Annotated in this window: 20 protein-coding genes; 8 read left to right on the top strand and 12 right to left on the bottom strand. The window is 46.5% G+C overall.

Annotated elements, in window-relative coordinates:
• The first annotated feature begins 42 nt into the window (after positions 1 to 42).
• Both TOL_RS13870 and ispH read left to right on the top strand, forming a co-directional pair.
• Positions 43 to 486: an FKBP-type peptidyl-prolyl cis-trans isomerase gene (locus TOL_RS13870; protein ID WP_015487983.1), complete on the top strand. Its 444-nt coding sequence runs from the start codon at positions 43 to 45 to the stop codon at positions 484 to 486.
• The gene (ispH, locus tag TOL_RS13865) at positions 476 to 1,423 is read left to right on the top strand and encodes a 4-hydroxy-3-methylbut-2-enyl diphosphate reductase (RefSeq protein WP_015487982.1); all 948 of its coding nucleotides are present in this window, start codon (positions 476 to 478) and stop codon (positions 1,421 to 1,423) included. Before TOL_RS13870 ends, ispH begins: the two co-directional genes overlap by 11 nt.
• 110 nt (positions 1,424 to 1,533) lie before the next feature.
• Here ispH and TOL_RS13860 read toward each other — a convergent pair whose 3' ends face one another.
• The 9 genes from TOL_RS13860 to TOL_RS13820 form a co-directional block, all read right to left on the bottom strand.
• Positions 1,534 to 1,974: a type IV pilin protein gene (locus tag TOL_RS13860; RefSeq protein WP_015487981.1), complete on the bottom strand. Its 441-nt coding sequence runs from the start codon at positions 1,972 to 1,974 to the stop codon at positions 1,534 to 1,536.
• Between the two features lie 27 nt (positions 1,975 to 2,001).
• Positions 2,002 to 2,859 (bottom strand): PilW family protein, encoded by an 858-nt coding sequence (locus tag TOL_RS13855; protein ID WP_041588512.1) that lies wholly within the window; start codon positions 2,857 to 2,859, stop codon positions 2,002 to 2,004.
• Complete coding sequence (pilV, locus tag TOL_RS18500; protein WP_051052422.1) at positions 2,856 to 3,431, bottom strand: type IV pilus modification protein PilV; 576 nt, start codon at positions 3,429 to 3,431, stop codon at positions 2,856 to 2,858. The genes TOL_RS13855 and pilV overlap by 4 nt, the downstream gene beginning before the upstream one ends.
• Positions 3,419 to 3,907, bottom strand: a complete 489-nt coding sequence (locus TOL_RS13845) for a GspH/FimT family pseudopilin (protein WP_041588511.1) — start codon at positions 3,905 to 3,907, stop codon at positions 3,419 to 3,421. Before TOL_RS13845 ends, pilV begins: the two co-directional genes overlap by 13 nt.
• Positions 3,908 to 3,923: 16 nt before the next feature.
• Positions 3,924 to 7,334, bottom strand: coding sequence for a PilC/PilY family type IV pilus protein (locus TOL_RS13840; RefSeq protein WP_015487977.1), 3,411 nt, complete (start codon positions 7,332 to 7,334; stop codon positions 3,924 to 3,926).
• Entirely contained in the window at positions 7,331 to 7,852 is a 522-nt protein-coding gene (locus tag TOL_RS13835) for a pilus assembly PilX family protein (protein WP_041588510.1), read from the bottom strand. Before TOL_RS13835 ends, TOL_RS13840 begins: the two co-directional genes overlap by 4 nt.
• 112 nt (positions 7,853 to 7,964) lie before the next feature.
• On the bottom strand, positions 7,965 to 8,522 hold the full coding sequence (locus TOL_RS13830) for a GspH/FimT family pseudopilin (protein WP_015487975.1): 558 nt from the start codon (positions 8,520 to 8,522) through the stop codon (positions 7,965 to 7,967).
• A 103-nt stretch (positions 8,523 to 8,625) separates the two neighbouring features.
• The gene (locus TOL_RS13825; protein ID WP_015487974.1) at positions 8,626 to 9,987 is read right to left on the bottom strand and encodes a sigma-54-dependent transcriptional regulator; all 1,362 of its coding nucleotides are present in this window, start codon (positions 9,985 to 9,987) and stop codon (positions 8,626 to 8,628) included.
• Positions 9,988 to 10,145: 158 nt separating this feature from the next.
• The gene (locus TOL_RS13820; protein WP_051052421.1) at positions 10,146 to 11,663 is read right to left on the bottom strand and encodes a sensor histidine kinase; all 1,518 of its coding nucleotides are present in this window, start codon (positions 11,661 to 11,663) and stop codon (positions 10,146 to 10,148) included.
• 85 nt (positions 11,664 to 11,748) lie between these two features.
• On the opposite strand from TOL_RS13820, the gene TOL_RS13815 reads away from it, so the two are divergent.
• The gene (locus TOL_RS13815) at positions 11,749 to 13,371 is read left to right on the top strand and encodes an NAD+ synthase (protein ID WP_015487972.1); all 1,623 of its coding nucleotides are present in this window, start codon (positions 11,749 to 11,751) and stop codon (positions 13,369 to 13,371) included.
• A 267-nt stretch (positions 13,372 to 13,638) separates the two neighbouring features.
• Here TOL_RS13815 and TOL_RS13810 read toward each other — a convergent pair whose 3' ends face one another.
• Positions 13,639 to 14,460 (bottom strand): outer membrane protein assembly factor BamD, encoded by an 822-nt coding sequence (locus TOL_RS13810; protein ID WP_015487970.1) that lies wholly within the window; start codon positions 14,458 to 14,460, stop codon positions 13,639 to 13,641.
• A gap of 134 nt (positions 14,461 to 14,594) precedes the next feature.
• Here TOL_RS13810 and rluD point away from each other — a divergent pair, with 134 nt between their 5' ends.
• The 4 genes from rluD (at position 14,595) to ilvN (ending at position 18,845) form a co-directional block, all read left to right on the top strand.
• On the top strand, positions 14,595 to 15,557 hold the full coding sequence (gene rluD, locus TOL_RS13805) for a 23S rRNA pseudouridine(1911/1915/1917) synthase RluD (protein WP_015487969.1): 963 nt from the start codon (positions 14,595 to 14,597) through the stop codon (positions 15,555 to 15,557).
• A complete protein-coding gene (gene pgeF / locus TOL_RS13800) occupies positions 15,557 to 16,288 on the top strand; it encodes a peptidoglycan editing factor PgeF (RefSeq protein WP_015487968.1) in 732 nt (243 codons plus the stop codon). Before rluD ends, pgeF begins: the two co-directional genes overlap by 1 nt.
• A 338-nt stretch (positions 16,289 to 16,626) precedes the next feature.
• A complete protein-coding gene (locus TOL_RS13795) occupies positions 16,627 to 18,351 on the top strand; it encodes an acetolactate synthase 3 large subunit (protein ID WP_015487967.1) in 1,725 nt (574 codons plus the stop codon).
• 2 nt (positions 18,352 to 18,353) lie between these two features.
• The gene (ilvN, locus tag TOL_RS13790) at positions 18,354 to 18,845 is read left to right on the top strand and encodes an acetolactate synthase small subunit (protein ID WP_015487966.1); all 492 of its coding nucleotides are present in this window, start codon (positions 18,354 to 18,356) and stop codon (positions 18,843 to 18,845) included.
• A gap of 322 nt (positions 18,846 to 19,167) precedes the next feature.
• On the opposite strand, the gene coq7 is transcribed toward ilvN, so the two are convergent.
• Positions 19,168 to 19,818, bottom strand: a complete 651-nt coding sequence (gene coq7 / locus TOL_RS13785) for a 2-polyprenyl-3-methyl-6-methoxy-1,4-benzoquinone monooxygenase (protein ID WP_015487965.1) — start codon at positions 19,816 to 19,818, stop codon at positions 19,168 to 19,170.
• A 123-nt stretch (positions 19,819 to 19,941) separates the two neighbouring features.
• Here coq7 and TOL_RS13780 point away from each other — a divergent pair, with 123 nt between their 5' ends.
• Complete coding sequence (locus TOL_RS13780) at positions 19,942 to 21,435, top strand: AAA family ATPase (protein WP_015487964.1); 1,494 nt, start codon at positions 19,942 to 19,944, stop codon at positions 21,433 to 21,435.
• 1 nt (position 21,436) lies between these two features.
• Here TOL_RS13780 and TOL_RS13775 read toward each other — a convergent pair whose 3' ends face one another.
• The gene (locus tag TOL_RS13775) at positions 21,437 to 23,821 is read right to left on the bottom strand and encodes a 7TM-DISM domain-containing protein (RefSeq protein WP_015487963.1); all 2,385 of its coding nucleotides are present in this window, start codon (positions 23,819 to 23,821) and stop codon (positions 21,437 to 21,439) included.
• Positions 23,822 to 23,827 lie beyond the last annotated feature (6 nt).

Raw genomic sequence — 23,827 nt, 5'->3', positions numbered from 1 at the left:
AGTGTCTATCCCTTAACCTTTAAGTAGTAGGAGAGCGTTGTTATGTCACTGGGTACTATTGCAGCAGGTAGCCGCATTAAATTGCATTTTGCATTGAAGTTCAGTGATGAACAAACCGTCGATTCAACGTTTGAGCGTGAAGCGCCAACGCTTACTATTGGTGATGGTAATTTATTGCCGGGTTTTGAAGCCTACTTAATCGGCCTAACGACGGGTGATCACAAAGTATTTACGGTTCCGCCGGAAGAAGCTTTTGGGCAGCAAAATCCGCAGAATATCCAAGAAATGAAACGTTCTACATTTCCTGCTGATATGCCTGTAGCACCCGGCCTGATGGTATCGTTTGCGGATGCGCAAGGTGCTGAGTTGCCCGGCTTGATCAGTGAAGTGAACGGCGATTGGGTGTCGGTTGATTTTAATCACCCATTAGCGGGTAAAACTCTGCTGTTTGAAGTACAGATTTTGGAGGTTCATAATGCAGATTAAATTGGCAAATCCTCGCGGATTTTGTGCTGGCGTTGATCGTGCGATTGATATTGTTAATCGTGCATTAGAATTGTTCGAACCACCTATCTATGTTCGTCATGAAGTTGTTCATAATAAATTTGTAGTCAACGACTTAAGTGATCGCGGCGCTATTTTTGTTGATGAGCTTGATGAAGTTCCAGACAACAGTATTGTGATTTTCTCTGCACATGGCGTATCTCAAGCCGTGCGTCAGAATGCCGAGCAGCGTGGATTAAAAGTTTTTGATGCGACCTGTCCTTTGGTAACTAAGGTTCATCTTGAGGTGAGTCGTTATAGTGCAGAAGGACGTGAGTGTATTCTTATCGGCCACAAGGGGCATCCTGAAGTCGAAGGGACCATGGGGCAGTACGATTACGCTAATGGTGGTCATATCTACCTTGTAGAAGATGAAGAAGACGTTGCCGCACTGGTAGTGAATAACCCTGACAAGTTATCCTATGTCACGCAAACTACCTTATCGATGGACGATACTGCACGTGTCATCGACGCACTACGTGAAAAGTTTCCTGAGATTACTGGCCCGCGTAAAAATGACATTTGCTACGCTACGCAAAATCGTCAAGATGCCGTCAAAACGTTAGCCGAAAGCTGCGATTTAATGTTGGTCGTTGGCTCACCAAACAGCTCTAATTCTAATCGCCTGCGCGAACTGGGTGAGCGTATGGGAGCTGCGGCTTATCTTATTGATAATGCTTCTGAAATTAAACCTGAATGGTTAGAAGGTAAGCAATCAGTGGGTATCACTGCCGGTGCGTCAGCTCCTGAAGTGTTAGTAAAAGAAGTAGTCGATAAGCTAATAGCGCTAGGCGGAAGCTCTCCACAAGAGCTGCAAGGGCAGGAGGAAAATGTCGTATTTTCTCTGCCTAAAGAGCTGAAGATGGTCAGCCTTGATTAATTTTTAGAGACTTTCTGTCGATACGTAAAAGGACGCCTAGGCGTCCTTTTTTATTACTTGGCTATGTTGTAGAAAGGCTGTAAGCCTTTCTGTATACAGCGTTTAGTTTATTACCAGTCAGTGAGGCTTCCATCCGGTAGCCTTCTGTCCTGTCGTCCATATGAGTTAATCACAAGATTTCCATCACTAGCCTGGTTGTTTTGAGCCGTGGCGATGAGTTCTACACATTGTGTTAAAGGGAAGGCTAGTGGGGTATCGTTGTCCTCACTATCACTACAGACGCGGGCGGAAATAACGTAAAACGCTTTTGGTGTTGTAAATGTCGAATCTGTATATCCAAGATCTTTCAGATCATTGGTGTAAGAAACATTATCACCATAATAACGTTCTTGGGCTGCCATGATAGCGTGCATAGATGCTATAGCATCAGAGCGACCTCCCCGCTGGACATATCGAGAATAGTTTGGCATCGCAACGGTGGCAATGATAGCAATGATGGCTAGCGTAATCATCAGTTCCATTAGAGTGAAGCCGGCTATTTTTTGATTCATTCTGATGTTGTCCGTTAAATATGAATACTAATTATTTGGCAAAGCTGTCGTGGACAATTGAATGTAACGAGAAATTCTATCGTCATAACTGTAAGGATTAGCATCAAGTAAAATATAACTGCGTTTTTCTTCGGAAAGGCCAGAATCACTAAAGGCCCGCGTCAACAGAGCTATTCTCACCGCCTGCACGCTGCCCCAGACATCATCATCATCGATGTTGGCATCAGGGTCGACTTGGCTGGCGTTAACATATCTCGATACATTGGTTTCATCCGTTGCAGTGGCCACGGTAGAAACACCGTATAAAACCTGCATTCCGATAATACCAGCCGCGATAGATTGAGAATTATTCAATGCTATCCCTGTGTCTGCGTTGTAGGTTACGCAGTTTAAGGTGTCGTCATATCCACTATTAGCCCCACCGGTTACTATCCAGTAAACATCAACAAGTAACGTTTCGGTTGCTAATACTATGGCAGCTCCGGTGCAATCTTGTTGATCTCTAGCCGTTGTTGATGAGGGATTATAAACCCATTGAATGGCGAGCCTATCATTATCGCCTATACCCACCGTCGATTCGTACGTGCAGTTTCCTCCATCGGCGGGAGGAATAGCGGCACCCGCAATACATCTATCTGCAAATGGGTTTATTTGTTCAGTTGATCCAGGTATTGAAGAGTATCCCGCTCTTCGGCTTTCAGCTTGAAGCCAGCTCATAATAAAACGGCCGCCTTCTTGTGATTGACCTGCAGTATTTGAGTTCAAAGCAATAGAGTTACTGTTCACCATGATATTAACCACGAAAAAAGTAATTATGATTCCTAGTAAACCGGCAATCATTAATTCTATTAAAGTCATACCAGCTTGGTGTCGGAGTATCATCATGGGTTGTACACCATTGTTAGGCTAGTGCGCGAATTCGCTAGGCTATCTGTGTTGGCATAAACCAATTCGCCGTCCGCATTAACACCGGAGGTTCGAGTGTCCCAGCTAATTGTCACAGTAATTTCTCCGCCATTGAGTTGAGTACTCAAGAGGGGAGCAGCAATAAAATCGACCGCGCTACTCTTTGTTATATAAGTATCAACATCGGGATTAAAACCACAGGCGACTTCCCACAAGTCGGATTGGGCCTGTTCGGTGTTGCTGCAAGATAGATCTGCTTCCACTCGTGCACTGCCATCGTGGTAGGCGCTGCAAATTTTTGGAGCATTATCACAGCTGATGGTATCTCCATCAGTATTATAATCGGCAAGAGCAATACGGTTTGCTTTCATACGATTTGATAGATCTTCAAGCATCCAAATTACTTGAGAGCGATTACCAGAATCGCCAACGGATTTTGTTACTTGCAATTGTAGAGAGGCAAGTCCGACTAAACCAATAATTGTAATGGCGACGGTTACGAGAATCTCTATCAGGCTAAAACCTGCCATATTCTTTGTTAATTGAGGCATGCACCCTCCACGACAACAATTTGGCCTATTTGGTTTATGCTGATAGTGTATTCACGAGACCCTGAACAATTAACTACATCAATTGTAAAATCGCCTGTTGCTGTTGCTCTACCCCGGCGGTCAAAACCAACAGGTGTTGCGTTATTAAAATCATTAGAAGCAATATAACCAACTTCGGTTATTGGATTTGCGTCGCTACCTCGTTGGCGTAGCAAGGTTGCGCCATCAAATACTTGCCATCCATTACTCCATTTATTCGAAATAGGAGTTACTACCATGGGCCTCGACAATGAAATTGCCTGATTGCGAGCAAACATTAGATCAAGTCTCAACTCGCCTAACAGTCTTTCTGCAACACTATTAGCTGTCATACTTTTCAGCGCAGGGCTTATCGCTATCGCAGTGATAGCGATAATTGATATAACAATCATCAATTCAATGAGGGTGAAGCCTCGGTGATTAATTAGTTTAGGCATTGAAAAACCCTTGCCGTCATAATTCGCTCCAATAACTCTTTGAAACAGAGCCGCAAGAATCAGATTTAATTACTTCACTACCAACTAGAATCGCCATATTTGCACAATCGTCACCACTACCACCATCTTCTCCTCCCGTTCCGTTCTCATCTGCGGGAGGGAATACGATTTTAGGTTCAGCAGGGATACCAGACTGTTTTAATTCGGTTACTTCGATACTTAAATCTTCAAGGGGTTTATTTGGATTGTATTCTCCAAGATTAATTTCATAAAGCCTTGCATTCCCTGTTACTGCCTTGCAAGAGTCGAGATCACTAGTGTTAGAGGTCGAATTTGGGAAGTAAGTAGAAAAATAGATTCTATTATTCGCTACGATACTATCAGACAGTGATTTTTCGCCTGTTTCCGTTAGTTTGTAGTAAAAGCCAGTATTTTTCGCATCATCACTAGCACTCGCAATATTACTATAGTTGGCAAGATCAGATGTTTTCTTTGTTTTATAAGTTGATAATGCATTTTTAGTACTGGTTTCATCGGTGCTGGTTATTTGATCAAATAGCACGAAGAATCGATCTTGGTTGTTGGTTACTAATGGATGTGCTCTATATCCTGATCCAAGCGTAATCACATATCGTCCTTTGTTTTCATTGCCTTGGTAAGCAACAACAGGAGTTGTATAAAAACGAGTGTTATTCGTTACTGAGTTGCCTGTATTTAAGTCGGCCAAGAGCGTGCCTTTTTGCGTACCATCAGAAAATAGATCAATGCGCCATAGCCGCCCACCAATATCAGAAGCATATAAAATGTCTACGTTACCATCACCATTATTGTCGACTGGCGTGATATCAGAAGCAATGCTATTTGTCATCTGACTGATCGTAAGATCCGCAGCGAGTGTAGACGATGCCTTCCAAAGTAATGCGCCTGTCATTGCATCGACGATAAAAATTGCATTGCCAGTACTTTGACCTAGACGCACGGATTCACTAGTAAGGTCTTCTTCTGGGTCATAGCCGCCACCAAATACTAGGACAGGTATTGATTTTTTAGTGCTATCAACGCCAATGGCTTTCGGGTTAATGAACACAGGTGTCATGCCTGACCACGTTTGTCCTAATTCCTCGAACCCTGAGCTCGCCGTTGAAATTTGCCACAAGTATTTTGGAGTATCGCGATCAGTAACATCGATAGCATAATTAATATTGCCGCCGCGCCTCATTGTTAAATATAAGTATGCTTTATCGGTTGAACCCACTATGAAACGTCTTTTTGGAGTACCGGCATCAACATCTGTTTGATTAAAAATAAGCGAAGAAACAGGGCCATCGAGACCATACGTTTTACCGATTTCATTTTTCTTACTGTAGTACATATTTATATTTGGTAATAACTCGTAAGGAACGTAGGCAAAACGCTCTTTTGGATTTTTGCTTGGATCTCTGTATGTATCAATTGCATGCAGATAGCCGGAGTTAGTACCGAAGAATAGAGTGCTATTATAGTTGGTAGAGGTACCATAATTTAGAATGATAGGCTGACTGTGCAACGGATCTTCTATTTCTTGGCGTGCAACCTCTACTCCATCAATGGTTGTTATACCCGACGCCCACTTAAGCATGTTTAAAAAGTCGGTGCCAGACAGTTCCGTATCAAATATATCTGGTGTCATTCCCGTTGCCGCTACAATAACTCCGGAAAGGTTAACGTCTACTAAAGAGTCGTCAATAGTCTTTGATGCACCACCCAAATAGGTGTATACCTTGCGGTCGAGGGTTAGATGACTAGCCGCTCCCCCTTTAGTGACTATATTACCATCGACTTCTGATGACCATATGCTGGTAGCCTCTTTGGCAAAGTAGCCTGTATTTGCATCAACTGCTGACTTATCATTTTTGTCGAGAATTTCACCATCGCTGCCGAGTTTGTAGCGCTTTAGGTTACCAGACCAACCGGTTACAACTTTAGGTTCAAATGTTGTGTAATAAAGCTCTTCTGAACTTTCTAAGCGATTTAAAGCGTTAACCGCTACAACGGGCGCCGAGCTTCCTCCGGTTGCATCAGCTGAAACACGCTCAAATAGATTTTGTAATGTTAATTTAAGTTTTTCTGAGTCCGAGGCTTCTGAATATATGCCGTCAGAGTAGTCGGCTGCTCTTTCCAATATTGGTTTCACGCTCTTTGAGTCAGTATTCAAAAAACCACCGATAGTATGTGTCGTGATCGATTGTTGCGACTCGGTACTTGGATCTGAGTCAGCTAGGAGTAATGAATCGGCTATGTTATCCCCTTCATAAGCGGCAAGTGCTAGCTCTTCCATGCAACTGTTTGTGATGTCGCCTTCATAGTTGTCGCCATAGGTCTTACAGTTTGTACTGATACCGTCTTTATTAGTATAAATCGAGGAATCTAATTTCGTTAGCAATGATTTAATATCGTCATCCGCTTCGTTATCAGACTGAGAAACACCATCGGTAAATAGAAATATATGATTTTTTTGGCAGCTATTTGTTATTGGTGAAATATATTTTCCAGTATCTTTATTATATGAATCTGGATGGCTCATGTAGAAGTATTGTGCGGTGCTAGTTTCAGCATAGCCTGCTGTTTTTTCTTCCTCGTAGAACTCTCCTGGGATTGTATTTGTTCCAGTAACAACCCATTTATAGCTATTGTTGTAAGTGTCGCTGCAGTAGCTATCATTAACGGTAGTAATTTGTCCGAAAAAACATGCCCCTAGGAAGCCCCATCCCGTCCATTGACTACATTTTCGACATTCTTTGATATCCTCGGTACGCGAAGGACCTTGGACGAGAACAGTTCCACCTTCTACATATTCAGTTTTACCGTACTTTTTGCCAAATTTGACATCGTCTCCGCGCATGTAACGAATAGCTTCGGAGTATGTTTCTACAAGGGGAGTAGTACCACCGGCTTCAAGCCCGGAGATCGCTGATAAGATCGAATTGCGATGTTTACTGTCATTGATGTCAGATATGGGAGATAAAACATATCCGCCACCGTCTTTATAATTCTGGTTGTTATTATTTTGGACGGAGCTTTTATAGTACTTGACACCAGATATAGGAGAAGCTCCGGATTCTACGCTGTCAAATCTCATAATACCTATATTTAGGTTAGCTAGTGTTGGATCACCTATCACATCAATAGCAGCTTGTTTCACGATGTCCATTCGTGATTTTTTATTGCCTTGTGCTTTGTCATTGGAATCCGGAAGAAAACCCATACTTCCGGATGTATCGAAAACGAAAATAACGTTAGGCTGCACTCCCTGAGTTGCGTCGGTTCTATATATTTCTGTATCGTCGGCGATTGAAAAAAGAGGGGCCGAAATAAGTACTATAAAAGATGCAATATGTCTCATATTTAGCAAGGTATTTATTACTTTTTTCATATTTAAATATTTCATAGTGATGGCCCTGTAATGCTAAATACAACTTGTTGTGTAGAAGCTACTCGCCCTGAAGGGTCAGTGCCGGTTGCCGAAAAGTCAAAGTAATACGTGCTCTGCGTGCCTGTCGAGTTACCACCATTGCCTTTCAGATATGTTTCCGATACGAAAGCATCAGAAGAAAGTTGGTTTAACTTAATCTGATCTGAAATGGAGGAAACGGCGGCAGGCATGTTTGGCGTCACCCAAGCGGTATTGCTAGCGAGAGACACAAAGTTGCTCGGTGCATCTTCGTTCTGAAGAATAACGCCCAGCGTGTTGCGGGTTTCATTGAGATTTTTCCCCATGTAAGTCACCCCTAAATTGAGATAGTCATATGTTGCACTAAACACTTGTTGACTGTGTTGCATGCTATTGACCATGCGCAGCTGCAGAGTTGAATTTTGCATCGACACGATTACGCCTAAGGTAATGGATGTCAGGATAATCAAACTGAATATCAGTGCTGACCCTTGTTGTCGATGAATTGACTGCATATATGCTCCGTAGCTCAGTAGCTGATGACTTTTTTCTCATACTACAGATTATACGGGTGCGGGAAATACTCTATGGCTTTCTGATAAGTGGCTGCAATCATTGATTGGACGGTTAGGAGCATGGAATGTTTCGACCATTTGGCGTTTCGGGTAGCCCGTCATTGTTTGCGTCGAGTCCTGTTCTAACACGACCTATTCTTGAAATAGTGAAACAAACGCCATATGTTTGCTGACCAGTGTGACAGTAGCTTAGAGACCCTGCATCAAAGCCTGCAAATCCTTTTTCATTGAAGTTGATCCGACTATTGTTGTAGGTACGGTGGCCGTTACTATTTTCGTTTTTTGGCAGTATGAATAGTATGTTTTCACCGTCCTCAAGAATGCTGTTACTGTTTCTATCTTGAAACACGGTTAGTTCATCATTCCAATTATTACCGCATTTTTGCTCAATAGTGAGGGGGCATAATGTCGTTGGAGTATGATAAATTATCGCTTGATTGCGAGTGTAGTTCAGTATTTGCCGCAGTTGGGTAATTTGATTTTGTGCAACTGATCGTTGGTAGACTTGGGTTGTTTTGGGTATCGCTATGCCCATCAGTAGTGAGCTGATGGCCAACACAGTTAACAACTCTAGTAAGGTGAATCCGTTACGCACAGCTCCTTTGCACATTGCCACTCTCCTTTTTGGCATTAGAGATCATCCTTAATCTCTAGAGTATTCTACAGCTTGCTTGTGTTAATTCACTCAGGAGCACATCGTATCTTTCTTTGCTTTAATCTATGCCTAATTTCTTACAACGATAGCGCAGCGCTCGGAAGCTAATACCAAGCTTTTCTGCCGCTGCCGTTTTATTCCAGCGAGTGGCTAGGAGAGCTTCTTCTATCGCGCGTTTTTCAATGTTTTCGAGGTAACCTTCAAGGTTGTTGGTCGCAATGGGAGCGTGCTCTTTAGGTGTGTCGTCAGTAACAGAATCCAGTTCGGCGGCGATATTTGCGGGAAAATACAAATCATCTAAGCGAATAATATCGCCTTCCATCATGGTGAAGGCGCGCTGCAAGATGTTTTCTAGTTCACGCACGTTGCCGGGAAACGAATATTCCAACAATGCGGCCAGCGCTTCTTCGCTCAACTTCGTACTGGGCATGCTCCACTCGTTGGCGTACTTGGTAATAAAGTGGTGGGTTAATTCTTCAATATCGTCTTTACGCTCGGATAGGCGGGGGACGTCTAGTTGAATAACATTAAGGCGAAAATATAAGTCTTGGCGAAATTGATGGTCATTTACCATCGCCGCTAGATCTTCATGGCTCGCGGTTACAATACGAACATCAATGTGCTCTTCGACTTCGGCGCCAACGCTACGTACCGATTTCTCTTGCACTACGCGCAGGAGTTTTACTTGCAAATCGAGCGGCAATTCGGCTACTTCGTCTAGAAATAAGGTGCCGCCATTTGCGGCTTTGAAAAAGCCATTTTTATTATTTAGCGCTCCTGTAAAACTTCCTTTTATATGACCAAAAAATTCGCTTTCCATTAACTCGGCCGGAATAGCTCCGCAATTGACAGCAATGAAAGGCTTGTCTGCGCGTGCGCTTTGGCTGTGTATGAGTTGTGCGACCAGTTCTTTTCCCGTGCCCGATTCCCCGTAGACAAAAACGGGTGCTTGGGTGCGCGCGACTTTGCGGATTTTATCTTTTAGCTCAATCATACAGGGAGTCGCGCCCAGTAGTTCACTGTAAGATATGGGGCGAATGGTCTGAATACGTGTTAGTTGCAGTGCGGCCTTAACAAGTTGACGCAGACGTTCGGTATCAATTGGCTTAGCGACAAAGTCGAATGCGCCTGATTTGAGGGCGTTGACGGCGAGATCCATATTGCCGTAGGCCGTAATCATAGCAATGGGCATGTCGGGATATTTGCGATTGCACAGCTGGGTAAGCTCCAGACCATCACCATCGGGGAGTTTCATATCGGTTATGCAGAAGTGATATTGCCGCTCCTCTAGCGAGGTTAGCGCTTCGCTTACGTTTTCTGCTTGATAGCAGACTAGGCCCATACGTTCGAGTGTGAGCGCAATTAAACGACGAATATCGGGTTCATCATCGACGATGAGTGCTGTGTGTACAGCTTGCATACCAGTATTTTCCTTAGAGTTTCGTCTTTTGCGTGATGTTTTTTGATACTAATAAACGCGCACGCAGTGTATGGATTATAACGAAAGTCATCAATGGCAAGTGTGAACTAGCACTAATTTGAATCGTTTTTGTAATAGTCTGGTTTTGAAGCAGATTATTAGGCTTTGCGCATCGTTATGCGAAAGCAGGCCCCTTGCGATTGCTGAATATATTCAATGCGACTTTGATTGGCTTGGCACAATTCGCGACACAAATAGAGGCCTAGACCCGTTCCGTTGTGTTCTCCGGTATTAAATGGCTCGAATAAATTCTTGCGAATGCTTTCTGCAACACCAAAGCCATTGTCGAGGACATCAAGAAATACTCGAGTCTGATTAGTCGTTACTCGCAATTGCAATTGAGCGTCACCATGGTTGGCTTTGCGTGCATAGCGCAGCCCATTAGCGGCTAAGTTATGCAGAATTTGTTGCAAGTGATCGGCGTCGAAAGGCACCAGAATATCATCGCTACATTCAATTGTTAGTGAGTAGTCTTGCGCCGGTTCCAGATGTTCAAACTGATTGTGAAAATGCACCAGCCAAGGTTTGAGTCTTAACACTTCGATACAAGCCTGGTGACCCCGAGAGAGCTGTAATATGTCTTCAATTGTGCGGTTTATACGCATGCAATGCTGCTCAATGATATGCGTTAAGCGCTGTTCTTCTGATTCTAAGTAGGGCGTTTCGGCTAGTAACTGCGACGCCTGACGCAAGGCGCTAAGAGGATTGCGAATTTCATGTGCAATACTTGCGGTTAGGCGTCCGAGGGATGCGAGTTTTATCTGTTGGGCTTCTGCTTCAATACGTGCGGAATCTTCGATGAATAGCAGATAATCTTGTTGGCTTTCGGGAATATCGACGCGAGTAACCAATAGCTGTTCGCCGTTCATCTCGACCCGTTTACTATCTTTAATGTCGATAAGGTAAGAGGGCAGCAGTATATTATCGACGATGCCAAACCATGCAGTTGCTTGAGGGTTATGAAAAAGAATCCGGCCAGATGGATCACACGCAATAATGCCCCCAGGCATATTCATGAGCGCTCGCTGGCTGAAGCGTTGTAAGCGCCGAATATGCTTGGCGTGATCGGAGGCCAAACTCAATGCACTTTGCAGGCGCTTTGATAAGGCCTGGGTTAACCATGCGAGTGCAAAACAGAGCGCACCAAATAACCCAGTGTTTACTACTTCCTGGGGCGCAAAATTGTTTGGCCATATATGTTGGGAATAAAAGACAGCAATACTTGCCCAAGCCGCGACGCCATATCCTAATACGCCGGGCGCCAGTAAGTTAGATATGATCAGTGGTACGAGTAACAGGCTGGAGAACCCTGTATCTAATCCGCCTGACGCATACATCATGCCGGCCAATATGGCGACCTCAAGAAACACATAGCTGGTGGCGGCTTGAGGGTCGGGATTACGACTGGCTATTGCGGCGAAAATGCTAGCCGCAAAAATATAGATAGATGCGAGTACTAAGAATAAATAGGGAGCTTGCTGACCGAGAATGACATCTTTCTTATCAAGACCATCAACAATCATCATAAGTAGCGCTAAAAATAAGGAGTAGTAGCTGTACATGCGCAACAGGCGATTGCCGCGTACAATGAATTCACTCGACTTTATAATCCACATCGTTCCACCAAATATGCTTCTGCGTTTGCTTCTAAGCCCGTATTTTTCGACAATACGCGCAAATAACCGAGGGTAACCTGAACACATGACTCAGTCACTTAACATTGCGCTGGCCCAATGCAACTTTTTAGTGGGCGATATACCAGGGAATACAACCCTTATATGCCAGCAAGCGGCAGAAGCCGCTGTCGCGGGTGCAGATCTAATTGTGTTCAGTGAGCTGGCTCTTACCGGTTATCCACCAGAAGATTTGTTGTTGCGTCCCAGTTTGCAACGACGCATTGATACGGCACTTGAGCAGATAGCGGCGGCAAGCAGTGAGATCGCGATTGCGATTGGTTATCCGTGGATGGACAACGATGTCCTATATAATTGTGCCGCTGTCTGGTATCGGGGGGAGGAGCTCGGGCGCTATGCCAAGCAATACCTGCCGAATTATCAGGTGTTTGATGAAAAGCGCTATTTCACAGAAGGTATCGATTCTTGTGTGATTCCATTCCGAGGTCATCAGCTGGGTTTAACGGTTTGCGAGGATGTCTGGTTTGATGGGCCGGTGGATGATGCGGTTAATGCGGGTGCGACCCTAATACTCAACCTCAATGCCTCACCATTTCATATGGGGAAATTAGAAGAGCGGGTTGAGTTAATGCAACGACACGCGACTCGTTGCAAAGTACCGCTGCTGTATGTCAATCAAGTAGGGGGACAGGATGAGCTCGTGTTTGATGGCAGTTCGTTCGCAATTTCTGCCGAGGCGCACTGTGTATTACAGATGCCATCTTGGCAATCGGCATTGGGTTACGTGCAACTTCAAGATCAACAATTAAGTGCTATTTCTGCTTCTCAGCTAGCACGTGAAGACGATCTGGCGAGCCTCTATCAAGCGTTAGTTTTGGGTGTTCGCGACTATGTGAATAAAAATCGTTTTCCGGGGGTTGTTCTCGGACTATCGGGTGGTATTGATTCCGCTTTAACTCTAGCTATTGCTGCAGATGCGCTCGGGCCTGAACGTGTCCGTGCGGTCATGATGCCGTTCACCTATACATCCGACATGAGTAAAAGCGACGCTAGCTTGCAGGCAGAAGCGATGGGAGTTCGTTATGAATCGATTTCCATCGAGCCTATGTATCGTGAATTTATGGCTGGACTGAGCGATAACTTTGCCGGATTAGCGGTGGATACCACGGAAGAAAATCTACAATCGCGCTGTCGCGGTGTATTGTTGATGGCACTGTCGAATAAGACCGGCTACATGGTGCTGACCACCGGTAATAAGAGTGAAATGGCCGTCGGCTACGCCACACTTTATGGCGACATGGCAGGTGGTTATGGGGCGTTGAAAGATGTTTATAAAACGAAAGTCTTCGCCCTTGCCGATTATCGCAATAGCATTTCCCCAATTATTCCCCAACGCGTGATTGATCGCCCACCATCGGCAGAATTAGCACCAGATCAAAAAGACGAAGACAGCCTACCGCCATATCCAGTGTTGGATTCAATACTTGAACGCTACATTGAGCATGATGATAGTGCCGATAGCATTATTGCGGCAGGGTATGAACGCGAAGATGTGATGCGTGTAATACGGCTGGTGGATGTCACTGAATACAAACGTCGCCAAGCACCAATTGGGGTGCGAGTGACACGCCGTGGATTTGGACGGGATCGTCGTTATCCGGTGACCAATGGCTGGAAGGCGGGCGTGTAGCAGTGTTTTTTAGCCGCTGACGCTGTTTTTGCGGCTAACGCCGCGGTTTTTTCTTTTCCCGGGGGCTTCCTCTAGCCCCCCTTTCTTGTGCTTTAAATCGGATGAATTTGGAGGTTTTGTAGGAGCGGATCTCATCCGCGAAAGCCTTCAACGTTAATTCAGCTTTTCAATTTGCACCGCTTTCGCGAAAAAGTTTCGCTCCTACGGAAATACATAGCTTTCATTTAAATTCGGTGTTGCGGATATCGTTAGCCGCCAAACCCCCCTTTAATCCAACAACCCAAACGTAATCACATTCAACAACGAGCGGCGATCAACCATAGCTAAGCCACTGCTTTTGAACTTGCCGTTTTTCAGTTGTGGATGGTCTGGATAATTCTGCTTTAACAACGCTAACGCTTGTTCTGATTCTGAGGTCATTTTCAGTTCGTCGTAGGCTTCAACCATAATGGCCAGTCCATCAGCTACGGCGGCTGTTCTTTGATGGTGTAGCAGAATATCTTCGCAGCGGTTGGCAGCGGCTAAAAAGGCATGACGTTTCATGTAGTAGCGCGCAACGCCCACTTCGTATGCGGCTAGTCGCTCACGAATAAACATCATACGTTTACGCGCATCGTCGACATAGCGGCTGTTGGGATAACGATCGAGCAGTTCGGCGAAGTGGTTGAAGGCATCTTCTAACGGTTGAGTATCGCGTTTTGGAAGGTCATCACTCAAATAGCGTTCTACAAAGGCAAAACCCATTTCATAGGTCGCTAAGCCACGCATGTAATAGGCGTAATCTACCTGGTCGTGCAGTGGATGCAGACGAATGAAGCGCTCGGAGGTCGCTAGTACTGAGTCTAGATCTGACATCTTATAGTTGATATAGATGAGCTCAAGTTGGGCTTGTTCGGCGTAGCGCCCGAACGGGTAGTGCGATTCTAATTTCTGCAAACGATCAGCCGCGACGACTAAACTGCCATCATCCAAAGCCTCGCGTGCTTGTTCATAATATTCGCGCTCAGTCAGTTCGCGGTCTTTATCTGGATTGGACGAGCAAGCAGACAGAAAAAGGGTAAAAATCACCAACAGCCAGCTGGACTTCATGGAGTGCGTTCCTAAATGTCGATATACTGTAACAAAGCGCCGTATTAGAACATACCTGAGCCGGTTCGCTCCATTAATTCGGGTCAGATCCTAGCAACAAGTTACGGATTTCCCCGTCAGGTATTAGAGAACCTATGTCCAATCAGATATCACAATCCGCAGAAGTTCCATACGAAGACGGAAATAAGCGTCTCGATCAGGTCGCTGCTAAGCTATTTCCTGATTACTCTCGTTCACGTTTGCAAGAGTGGATTAAGGGTGGTCAGCTTACCGTAGATGGCAACACTTGGCGTGGCCGCGACAAACTAACCGGTGGTGAAATGCTGGCGTTAGATGCCGAGTTAGAAGCTGAAGGTACTTGGCTGCCAGAAGAAATTGATTTGGATATTGTCTACGAAGATGACGATATTTTGGTGATCAATAAGCAAGCGGGGTTGGTTGTCCATCCTGCTGCTGGGAATTACCAAGGGACATTATTGAATGGCCTGTTATTCCATTGCCCTAATCTTATTCAAATTCCGCGCGCTGGCATTGTGCATCGCCTAGATAAAGACACGACCGGTTTGATGGTTGTGGCTAAAACCCTACAAGCACAGACCAGCTTAGTGGCACAGTTGCAAGATCGCAGTATGGGTCGTGAATATGAAGCCGTCGTGCAGGGCGTAATGACCGGAGGTGGTAAGGTTGATGAACCTATTGGTCGCCACGGCACACAGCGCACGCGCATGGCGGTTAATCCTATGGGTAAAGAAGCCGTCACTCATTATCGCGTGCTGCATAAATTCGCTACGCATACCTACATTCGCTGCAAGCTAGAGACGGGTCGTACCCACCAAATTCGCGTCCATCTATCTCATATTGGGTATCCACTGGTCGGTGATGCGGTATACGCAGCACGCCAGCGTTTAACTAAAGGTATTGGCCCAGTATTGCGCGATATGCTGCAAAATTTTGGACGCCAAGCTTTGCACGCGAAAAAGCTGACATTAATGCATCCTCGCACTCATGAAATTATGGAGTGGGAAGTTGAATTACCGGATGATTTTGTCCATTTGTTGAATACTTTGGCTGACGATAGCGAAGGTGACGACGAGTAATGGCTAGCACCGCGGGAATTATTACTCCTGAGTGGGAGCTTCCTGCGGGTGTGCAAGCTCGATTAACGACGCGTGCTGGAGGTATCTCGCAAGCGCCGTACGATGGTTTCAATCTGGCTACGCATGTAGGTGACAATAGAACCTCCGTCTTGGCTAATCGACGTTCCTTGCTTCGACAGCTAGTAGGTGTTCGCTCGGTGCAGTGGTTAACCCAAGTGCATAGCAATTGGGTTGTTCAAGCTTATGGTGGTGCTGTTGTGCCTGTTGCGGACGCATCATCTACTGAGCAATCTGGGTTGGCCTGTGCGGTACTAACCGCCGACTGTTTACCTGTGTTGTTTTGTCGTGATGATGGTCGCCAAGTGGCCGCCGCTCATGCGGGATGGCGCGGCTTGGCAGATGGTATTTTGTTACACACATTAAAGCAGTTTCCAGATCCCAAACGTGTATTGGTGTACCTAGCACCGTGTATTGGGCCAAGCGCATTTGAAGTGGGCCCCGAGGTAAAAGCCGCTTTTGGCTGGGCAAGTAGTGATTGCTTTATCGCCGGTGCTGGAGATCGTTGGTTGGGTAATCTGCAACGCTTAGCAGCAGAGCAATTGCTAGCCGCTGGCGTGCGCTCAATTTCAGCCAATACCGACTGCACAGTGATGAATTCAGAGCGCTATTTTTCTTATCGTCGTGATGGCGATAGTGGTCGTCAGGCCAGTCTTATCTGGATTGAATCTTAATAAAACAGAGTTTCTCTAATTTATTCACTTTTAAGCATGACAGGATAGTCCATCAGTCTGGACAATCCCTGCGGTAATGCTAGAATTAGCGCCGCTTTTGTCAGAGCTGCACGTGCCTCCACCCAGTGCCTTGCCCTCTGACAATTACAGCCTCTGGTGCGGCTATCCTCCGCCCAGTCCAGACTCGGCGTCCTCGACCAGGCAAAGAGATCTGATGATGAACTAAAAGTGATTCATCCAGCCTGAGATAGCCTACCTGTAAAGTGTTTATGGTGTCGGCTCGTATCGCACACAATAGTTATTAAGCTCAATTAGAGCATGTCTAAGAGGATAGTACGGTGGAATTACTTTCCGGCGGAGAAATGTTGGTTCGTGCACTGCACGAAGCAGGCGTTGAATATATTTATGGTTATCCGGGCGGCTCTTTGCTGCACGTATACGATGCCGTCTACAAACAAAGTGCCGTGAAACACGTATTGGTTCGTCATGAGCAGGCAGCTGCCCATATGGCCGACGGTTATGCGCGCGCGACCGGTAAGCCCGGCGTGGTTATGGTGACTTCTGGTCCAGGTGCGACCAATACCATTACGGGTATTGCTACAGCGTTCACTGACTCCATTCCTATGGTCGTCATTGCTGGACAGGTAATGAGCCATTTGGTGGGCGACGATGCTTTCCAAGAAACCGACATGCTAGGTGTGTCACGTCCGATCGTGAAACACAGCTTCAGTGTTCGTCGTCCGGAAGACATCCCAGAGCTTGTTGCTAAGGCATTTTACATTGCCAGCACAGGTCGTCCGGGTCCGGTTGTGATCGATATCCCGAAAGATATGACCATGCCGAACGAGCGTTATGAATACTCGTATCCGAAGAAAATTAAGCTGCGTTCATACACGCCGCCGCAACGTGGTCACTCAGGACAGATCAAAAAAGCTGTTGAGCTGCTGTTAAAGGCTAAGCGTCCGGTAATTTATGCGGGTGGTGGTGTCATCATCGATGGCAGTTCTGACAAGTTACGTGCTTTGGTTGATCGTTTAGATTTTCCTTGTACCAATACCTTGATGGGGCTTGGTGCTTATCCTGGTACTGGCGCACGTTTTCTGGGCATGCTGGGTATGCACGGCACCTATGAAGCGAACACGGCAATGCACAACGCTGACGTAATTTTAGCGGTTGGCGCACGTTTTGATGATCGCGTCACCAATGCGACGTCTAAGTTTTGCCCAGACGCTAAGATCATTCACATTGATATTGATCCATCGTCTATTTCCAAAACCATTATTGCTGATGTGCCAATCGTTGGCCCAGTAGGTAACGTATTGGATGAAATGATGGCACTGCTCGACGAAGCCAACGAAGTACCAGATGCCGATGCGATTGCTTCTTGGTGGAAGCAGATCAACGAATGGCGCGAGCGTCATGCGGGTCGTTACGATAAGAACGAATCGCAGTTGATGAAGCCACAAGAAGTGATTGAAGCGATTTGGGCTAAGACCAACGGCGATGCGTATATCACTTCTGATGTCGGTCAGCACCAGATGTTTGCTGCGCAGTACTACAAGTTCGATAAACCTAATCGTTGGATCAACTCTGGCGGTTTAGGCACCATGGGCTTTGGTTTCCCTGCGGCTATGGGCATTAAGATGAACTTCCCAGACGACATGGTGGTATGTGTTACGGGTGAAGGTTCTATCCAGATGAACATCCAGGAACTATCGACCTGCTTGCAGTACGGTATTCCGGTGAAAATCTTGTGTCTGAACAACGGCTCATTGGGCATGGTTCGCCAGTGGCAAGACATGAACTATGAAGGCCGTCACTCTCACTCATACATGGAGTCATTACCTGACTTCGTTAAGCTAGTAGAAGCGTACGGACACGTTGGTATTAAGGTTGAAGGTCGCGATGAGTTACCACAAGCCTTGGAAGATACCTTTGGCAAGTACAATGACCGTCTGGTCTTCCTCGACGTTGCAGTTGACCCAGAGGAACATGTTTATCCAATGCAAGTACCACTCGGTACGATGCGCGATATGTGGCTGAGCAAGACGGAGCGTACCTGATCATGAGACACATTATTTCTATCCTGTTAGAAAACGAACCGGGTGCACTGTCTCGTGTTGTTGGCTTGTTCGCGCAGCGCGGCTACAACATCGAAACCTTAACGGTTGCCCCAACTGAAGACGAGACACTGTCGCGTCTGACCATGACGACCCATGGCGATGAGCGCAAAATTGAACAGATCACTAAGCATCTGAACAAGCTGATCGAAGTGGTTAAGCTGGTCGACCTATCAGAAGGTGCTCATATCGAGCGCGAACTGATGTTGATTAAAGTGAAAGCGGTTGGTGCTCAGCGTGCGGAAATTAAACGCACAGCCGACATCTTCCGTGGTCAGATTGTGGATGTAACCGCTAGCGTTTACACCATTCAGTTGACTGGCACGAGTGACAAGCTAGAAGGCTTTATCGAAGCCATCGGCCCTGGTTGTGTATTGGAAACGGTACGTACCGGCGTGTCGGGGATTTCTCGCGGCGAGAAAATCCTGAGCTTGTAATAAACTTTGCTTGTTTGAAAAGACCCGTTTAGGTTTGGCCTAAACGGGTCTTTTTGTTTAGGGTTTTCGGTTTTTGTAGCTGCTGGCGCCGCGGGTTTTCTTTTCCCAGGGGCACGAGACGATATGCTTTAAATCGGATGGATTCGAAGGATGTTGTAGGAGGGAGTCAACGAACGTTTTTTGTTCGTACTCCCGATTGTGGCTTTGCATCGTAATTCGGCACTGCTCGCTGACGCTCCCTGAGTACCTCCTACAGAAAGACCTGCCTTTCGTTTTAATGCAGCGTTGCAAAAAGAACCCGCGGCGTCAGCCGCATAAACCATCAAACCCGATATGTACTCTTGGTCATCACCTTCGCCATACCCGCCATCAAAAACTTAACCGGCGCAGGAAACTTATAGCCCCCAGCGTTGATTGCGGTAGTGGCATGACGCGCTTCGTCTTCCAGCATTTGCAGTAGTACGGCTTTACTTTTTTCGTCTTGAATCGGCAATTCTGTCATGTGATGGGTCAGGTGCTTGCAGACTTGTTCTTCGGTCGCGGCGACAAACCCAAGGCTGACTTTATCGCTAACTTTACCTGCCAGTGCGCCAATGCCAAATGAAAGCCCATAGAAGAGCGGGTTCAAACGGCTGGTGTGGCTGCCTAAATCGTGGATGCGTTGCTCGCACCAAACAAGATGATCGACCTCTTCACGAGCGGCTTCTTCCATCGCGTCGCGCACTTGCGGCAACTTGGCTGTCAGTGCTTGGCCTTGATATAAAGCTTGGGCGCAGACTTCACCGGTATGATTGATACGCATAAGGCCCGCAGCGTGTTGGCGTTCGCTGTCACTCAGTTCGGCCGCTCCGCGTTGACTAGCGGGCGTTGAGCGCTCTGCCGTAGCGGCGCCCGGAACTAAGGTGCGTAATGCCTGATCCGCATTGGTGATGAGTTTATCAAACAGCGAGTAGTGTCGTGGATGTGCAGCCATAAATCCTCCGAAGTTTGAGCCATTTTACGTGATTTACAGCGCAAACGCATGATACAAATCAGGGCATAATAGAAAGCTAATCGAAAGTGCGCCTTGAGAGCATATGAGAGATAAGGAAATTAAATGCAGGATTTACACGATCTAAAGCTGATTCTAGAACGCAAAGAGCCGCTTGTAGTGATCGAAACGTATGAAGAATCGCGTGCCTTAGAACTACTAACACGTCTTGCAATTGAGCGTGGCGATGCGTTGCAGCAATGGACAGTGAGCGATGGCTTACGGCGCTTGGGCTTTGGCGAAGATGTTGCTGTGACCGAGACCGAATCGCCGGATAAAGCGCTGCGCGCGGTCAAGTTACGCGAAGAGAGCGGTTTGTTTGTATTCTGCGATTTGCACCCGTTTTTAGATCAAGCTTTGATTGTGCGTTTAATTAAAGACATCGTCTTTCAGCATGAAGGCTTTGGTAAGACTATTGTGTTGCTGAGTCATCAGGTTGCTTTGCCTGAAGATCTGCAGCGTTATGCGGTGCGTTTTCGTTTAACCTTGCCTGGTGAGGAACAGTTGTTATCACTGGTGCGGGAAGAAGCGCGTCATTTCTCCCGCACAACAGGGCAGAAGGTAAAAACCGACAATACGACGTTGCAACAAATCGTACGTAATTTGCGCGGCGTTACCTATGCAGATGCGCGCCGTTTGATTCGTGGTGCGATTGTTGATGATGGTGCTATCACTCAAGATGATTTGGGGCCCGTAACTAAGGCCAAAATGGCACTGTTAGATCGTGATGGGGCTATTCACTTCGAATATGACACCGCACGGTTCGTGGATGTCGCTGGCCTTGATGTGATGAAGCAGTGGTTAGATAAACGTCGTGATGCTTTTTTCGGCGATGATCCCAGAATGCGTCCGCGCGGTGTTATGTTATTTGGCGTACAAGGTAGTGGTAAAAGTTTGGCCGCTAAAGCGGTTGCCGGTTCATGGGGCGTCCCGCTGTTGCGCTTGGATATGGGGAATATGTACAACAAGTACATTGGCGAAACCGAACGCAATTTGCGCGAGGCGTTGGAGATGGCCGAAACCATGTCGCCGTGCGTGGTGTGGATGGACGAGATCGAAAAAGGCTTGGGTCAGGATGGTAGCGACTCAGGAGTCAGTCAGCGCTTACTGGGCACGTTATTAACTTGGTTGGCTGAGCATAAATCCTCTGTTTTCACCGTAATGACTGCGAACAACATTCATGCTTTACCACCTGAGTTGGTGCGTAAAGGTCGTTTGGATGAGCTATTTTTTGTTGATTTGCCGCGCGTTGATGTGCGTGAAGCCATCATACGTTTGCACTTAGCCAAGCGTCAGATTGCGGATGACACCATTGATGTCGCAGCGGTTGCAACGGCTAGTGATGGCTTTAGTGGCGCAGAACTGGAGCAGGTGATTGTATCAGCGTGTCACCGTCGCGGACGTTCAATGCAGGCTGCTGAAACGCGCTTAGTAACGACAGACGATCTGATTGATGAAGTCCAAAGAACTTGCCCGCTCTCGGTTACTATGGCTGAGGCAGTTCAAGATCTTCGTGACTGGGCTGTGGGCCGAGCTGTTTTAGCTGACTCGGCACATTAAACTAAGACGTAGCGCGTGTGTCGGTTGATTGGCCGCTTACGTTTCTCCGACTCTTAATTTCGAGCAGAGCGTTGCGCAGTCGATCTCCACTGGCCGGTTTGGCAACCAGATGACGAATCCCTACGGCGAGGGCGTCGGCGCGCACACTACTAATGCTTAATCCTGTTAGCATTAGGCTGGCCGGTTTGACTGTAATGTCTTTATCGGCATTCATGCGCTCAGCCAATTGCAAACCATTCATGATCGGCATGTCGTGATCAATAATGATGAAATCAAACGGTTGGCCAAGGTTGCATTGGTTGCGCATCATGGCGAGGGCTTCTTTACCACTGTAGGTACTACTTGCTTTCATGCCCCAGCGCTTTACTTGCTTTTCGATCACGTTACGCAATGAAGCAACATCATCAACAATCAAAATCCGCATACCGATCAAACTATCGTCGAGTATGTCGCGATGGCTATCAACTTCGGCTTCAACCGGCATTGGTAAATACAATGTTAGAGAAGCCCCTTGGCTTGTCATGCTTTCAACTTCTAAAGACGCATGCATGCGCTGTAATAACTGGCGCATGACCAGTAAATTCCAATGCTTAGTATTGCCTGGTTCAACCTGAGGATGATGATACTGCAGCAAACGGAACAGCATCTTTAGCTCATCCTGTTTCACGATATTGCCGCTTAGTTGCAATTGCAGACGCACCCCTTGAGATTGTGCGCTATCGAAGTAAGACGCATGCAGTGTGAGCTCACCGTAGTCGGTATAGGCCAAGGTGCGAGCGATTAAGTTGTGCAGCAGCGTTTGCAAGCGATTGCGGTCGCCGACTAAGCGGGCGGGTAAATCATCAGCAATATCGACCACTAACTCGACCTGCTTACGAATGGCCTCTTGTTGAAAATGTGCCATGGTCTGACTGAGCATACTGCTAATCGTAAATGGACGACGTTCAAGCTCGAGCTGGCCTTGCTGAATACGAGCAAGATCGGAAATTTCGTTAGCGACAAAGAGCAAATCACGCCCGGCCAGCCCAATGGTGTCGATGTAATCGCGTTGGTTTGCGCTTAAGGCGGTATCGGTTAATAACTCATTCATACCGATAACGCCGTTAATCGGTGTACGTAGCTCGTGGCTGATTTGTGACAATAAGCCTGACGACAGGGTAAGGTCTGAAGTTTGACGGGAAATACTAGGGGCCGCTTTGCCGGATAGTTGCATACAGGCCATTACCAAGCTGGATATCACTGCCATCGGTAACACAATAACCGACCACGTATGGATAAAATCTAGCGCAAGTACGTTCATACTGGTCAGTACGGATAGCACAATCCCGACAGTAACGAAGGCACAACCGAACAAGAGCAAATGTTGAGCTTTCTTTTGTTCGCTGCGAGCAAATATTAATAAAAACAGCATGAATATTTCGTTAACGGCGATGCCTAAACTAATCGACACTTCGTTTAGCGCACTAGAAAGCCAAAATTCACCGCTGCCAATAACGACTTGCAGAGCAATAAAAGCCCACAGAGTCAGTTGTACCCAACGCTGACGCCAGCCAAGAAAAAGAACGACTAACGTGTGTGCAATGGCAGAGAAGTTGATCGAAAGTGATTCTAAACAGCCGTCGAGTTCATTTGTTAAGGCAAAGCCAGAATGGAGTAGCCCCATCCAAGATGGAATAAAAATACTTATAACGGCGCAGTAAGCTGCGGCAGCTAATGCCAACGGAATGCGGTAGCGGCGATAACAAACCAAGAAGTAAATAAAGGCCGCAAAGGTAATACCAATGCTAACGCCGACGATGAATTGTTGATGCTGTTCATTGATGACGAAGCGATCAACACTCTTTAAATGTAATTCCGTATTAAGCAGTGCATCAGTGTGAACTCGAATTAGATAGCTCTGCGTTGTTTGTGCATTAATGCGTAGGAAAAAAGGCTGGGCTTGTGGGAAACCACCACGTAATCCATTGCTATCTCGTCCCCCACTGCCTAGCACACTAGGTTCATCGGGATCAGATATATCAAACAAACGAATATCGTCGATATGCGTATTGGATAAAGTCAGAACGACATCGCGATCTCGGTTGTAGGGATTAGATAAACTAACTCGTAACCAATAGGCTGAGCTTGTAATGCCGAATTTGAGGCGATTGCTATGACTTGGAGTAAAGCGCAGTTGTTTGTCTTGGCCGATCATGTCGTCGAGGCTTAAGCGCGCTGACGGGTCTTCATAGATGGCAACATAAGGTGTAATCGGATAGTCGAAATTATCGCCGGGAAGTAACACAGGACCACTTGCGATAGCGGTCCGTGACAGGCTTAACCCTGACAGTAACAGCAGCACCAACATACAAGCCGTAGTTAAAGAACGAAACTGCTGTACTGTCATTGTTGC

Origin of the sequence: Thalassolituus oleivorans MIL-1, from assembly GCF_000355675.1 — a bacterium.
GTDB lineage: Bacteria > Pseudomonadota > Gammaproteobacteria > Pseudomonadales > Oceanobacteraceae > Thalassolituus > Thalassolituus oleivorans.
Note: the sequence above shows the minus strand (reverse complement) of the source record. Positions and strands in the feature narration are given on the sequence as shown.

Excerpts from the sequence above, each read along its gene's own strand:
- TOL_RS13870 (WP_015487983.1), top strand. The coding sequence starts at position 43 with ATGTCACTGGGTACTATTGCAGCAGGTAGCCGCATTAAATTGCATTTT.
- ispH (WP_015487982.1), top strand. The coding sequence starts at position 476 with ATGCAGATTAAATTGGCAAATCCTCGCGGATTTTGTGCTGGCGTTGAT.
- TOL_RS13860 (WP_015487981.1), bottom strand. The coding sequence starts at position 1,974 with ATGAATCAAAAAATAGCCGGCTTCACTCTAATGGAACTGATGATTACG.
- TOL_RS13855 (WP_041588512.1), bottom strand. The coding sequence starts at position 2,859 with ATGATGATACTCCGACACCAAGCTGGTATGACTTTAATAGAATTAATG.
- pilV (WP_051052422.1), bottom strand. The coding sequence starts at position 3,431 with ATGCCTCAATTAACAAAGAATATGGCAGGTTTTAGCCTGATAGAGATT.
- TOL_RS13845 (WP_041588511.1), bottom strand. The coding sequence starts at position 3,907 with ATGCCTAAACTAATTAATCACCGAGGCTTCACCCTCATTGAATTGATG.
- TOL_RS13840 (WP_015487977.1), bottom strand. The coding sequence starts at position 7,334 with ATGAAATATTTAAATATGAAAAAAGTAATAAATACCTTGCTAAATATG.
- TOL_RS13835 (WP_041588510.1), bottom strand. The coding sequence starts at position 7,852 with ATGCAGTCAATTCATCGACAACAAGGGTCAGCACTGATATTCAGTTTG.
- TOL_RS13830 (WP_015487975.1), bottom strand. The coding sequence starts at position 8,522 with ATGTGCAAAGGAGCTGTGCGTAACGGATTCACCTTACTAGAGTTGTTA.
- TOL_RS13825 (WP_015487974.1), bottom strand. The coding sequence starts at position 9,987 with ATGCAAGCTGTACACACAGCACTCATCGTCGATGATGAACCCGATATT.
- TOL_RS13820 (WP_051052421.1), bottom strand. The coding sequence starts at position 11,663 with ATGTGGATTATAAAGTCGAGTGAATTCATTGTACGCGGCAATCGCCTG.
- TOL_RS13815 (WP_015487972.1), top strand. The coding sequence starts at position 11,749 with ATGACTCAGTCACTTAACATTGCGCTGGCCCAATGCAACTTTTTAGTG.
- TOL_RS13810 (WP_015487970.1), bottom strand. The coding sequence starts at position 14,460 with ATGAAGTCCAGCTGGCTGTTGGTGATTTTTACCCTTTTTCTGTCTGCT.
- rluD (WP_015487969.1), top strand. The coding sequence starts at position 14,595 with ATGTCCAATCAGATATCACAATCCGCAGAAGTTCCATACGAAGACGGA.
- pgeF (WP_015487968.1), top strand. The coding sequence starts at position 15,557 with ATGGCTAGCACCGCGGGAATTATTACTCCTGAGTGGGAGCTTCCTGCG.
- ilvN (WP_015487966.1), top strand. The coding sequence starts at position 18,354 with ATGAGACACATTATTTCTATCCTGTTAGAAAACGAACCGGGTGCACTG.
- coq7 (WP_015487965.1), bottom strand. The coding sequence starts at position 19,818 with ATGGCTGCACATCCACGACACTACTCGCTGTTTGATAAACTCATCACC.
- TOL_RS13780 (WP_015487964.1), top strand. The coding sequence starts at position 19,942 with ATGCAGGATTTACACGATCTAAAGCTGATTCTAGAACGCAAAGAGCCG.
- TOL_RS13775 (WP_015487963.1), bottom strand. The coding sequence starts at position 23,821 with ATGACAGTACAGCAGTTTCGTTCTTTAACTACGGCTTGTATGTTGGTG.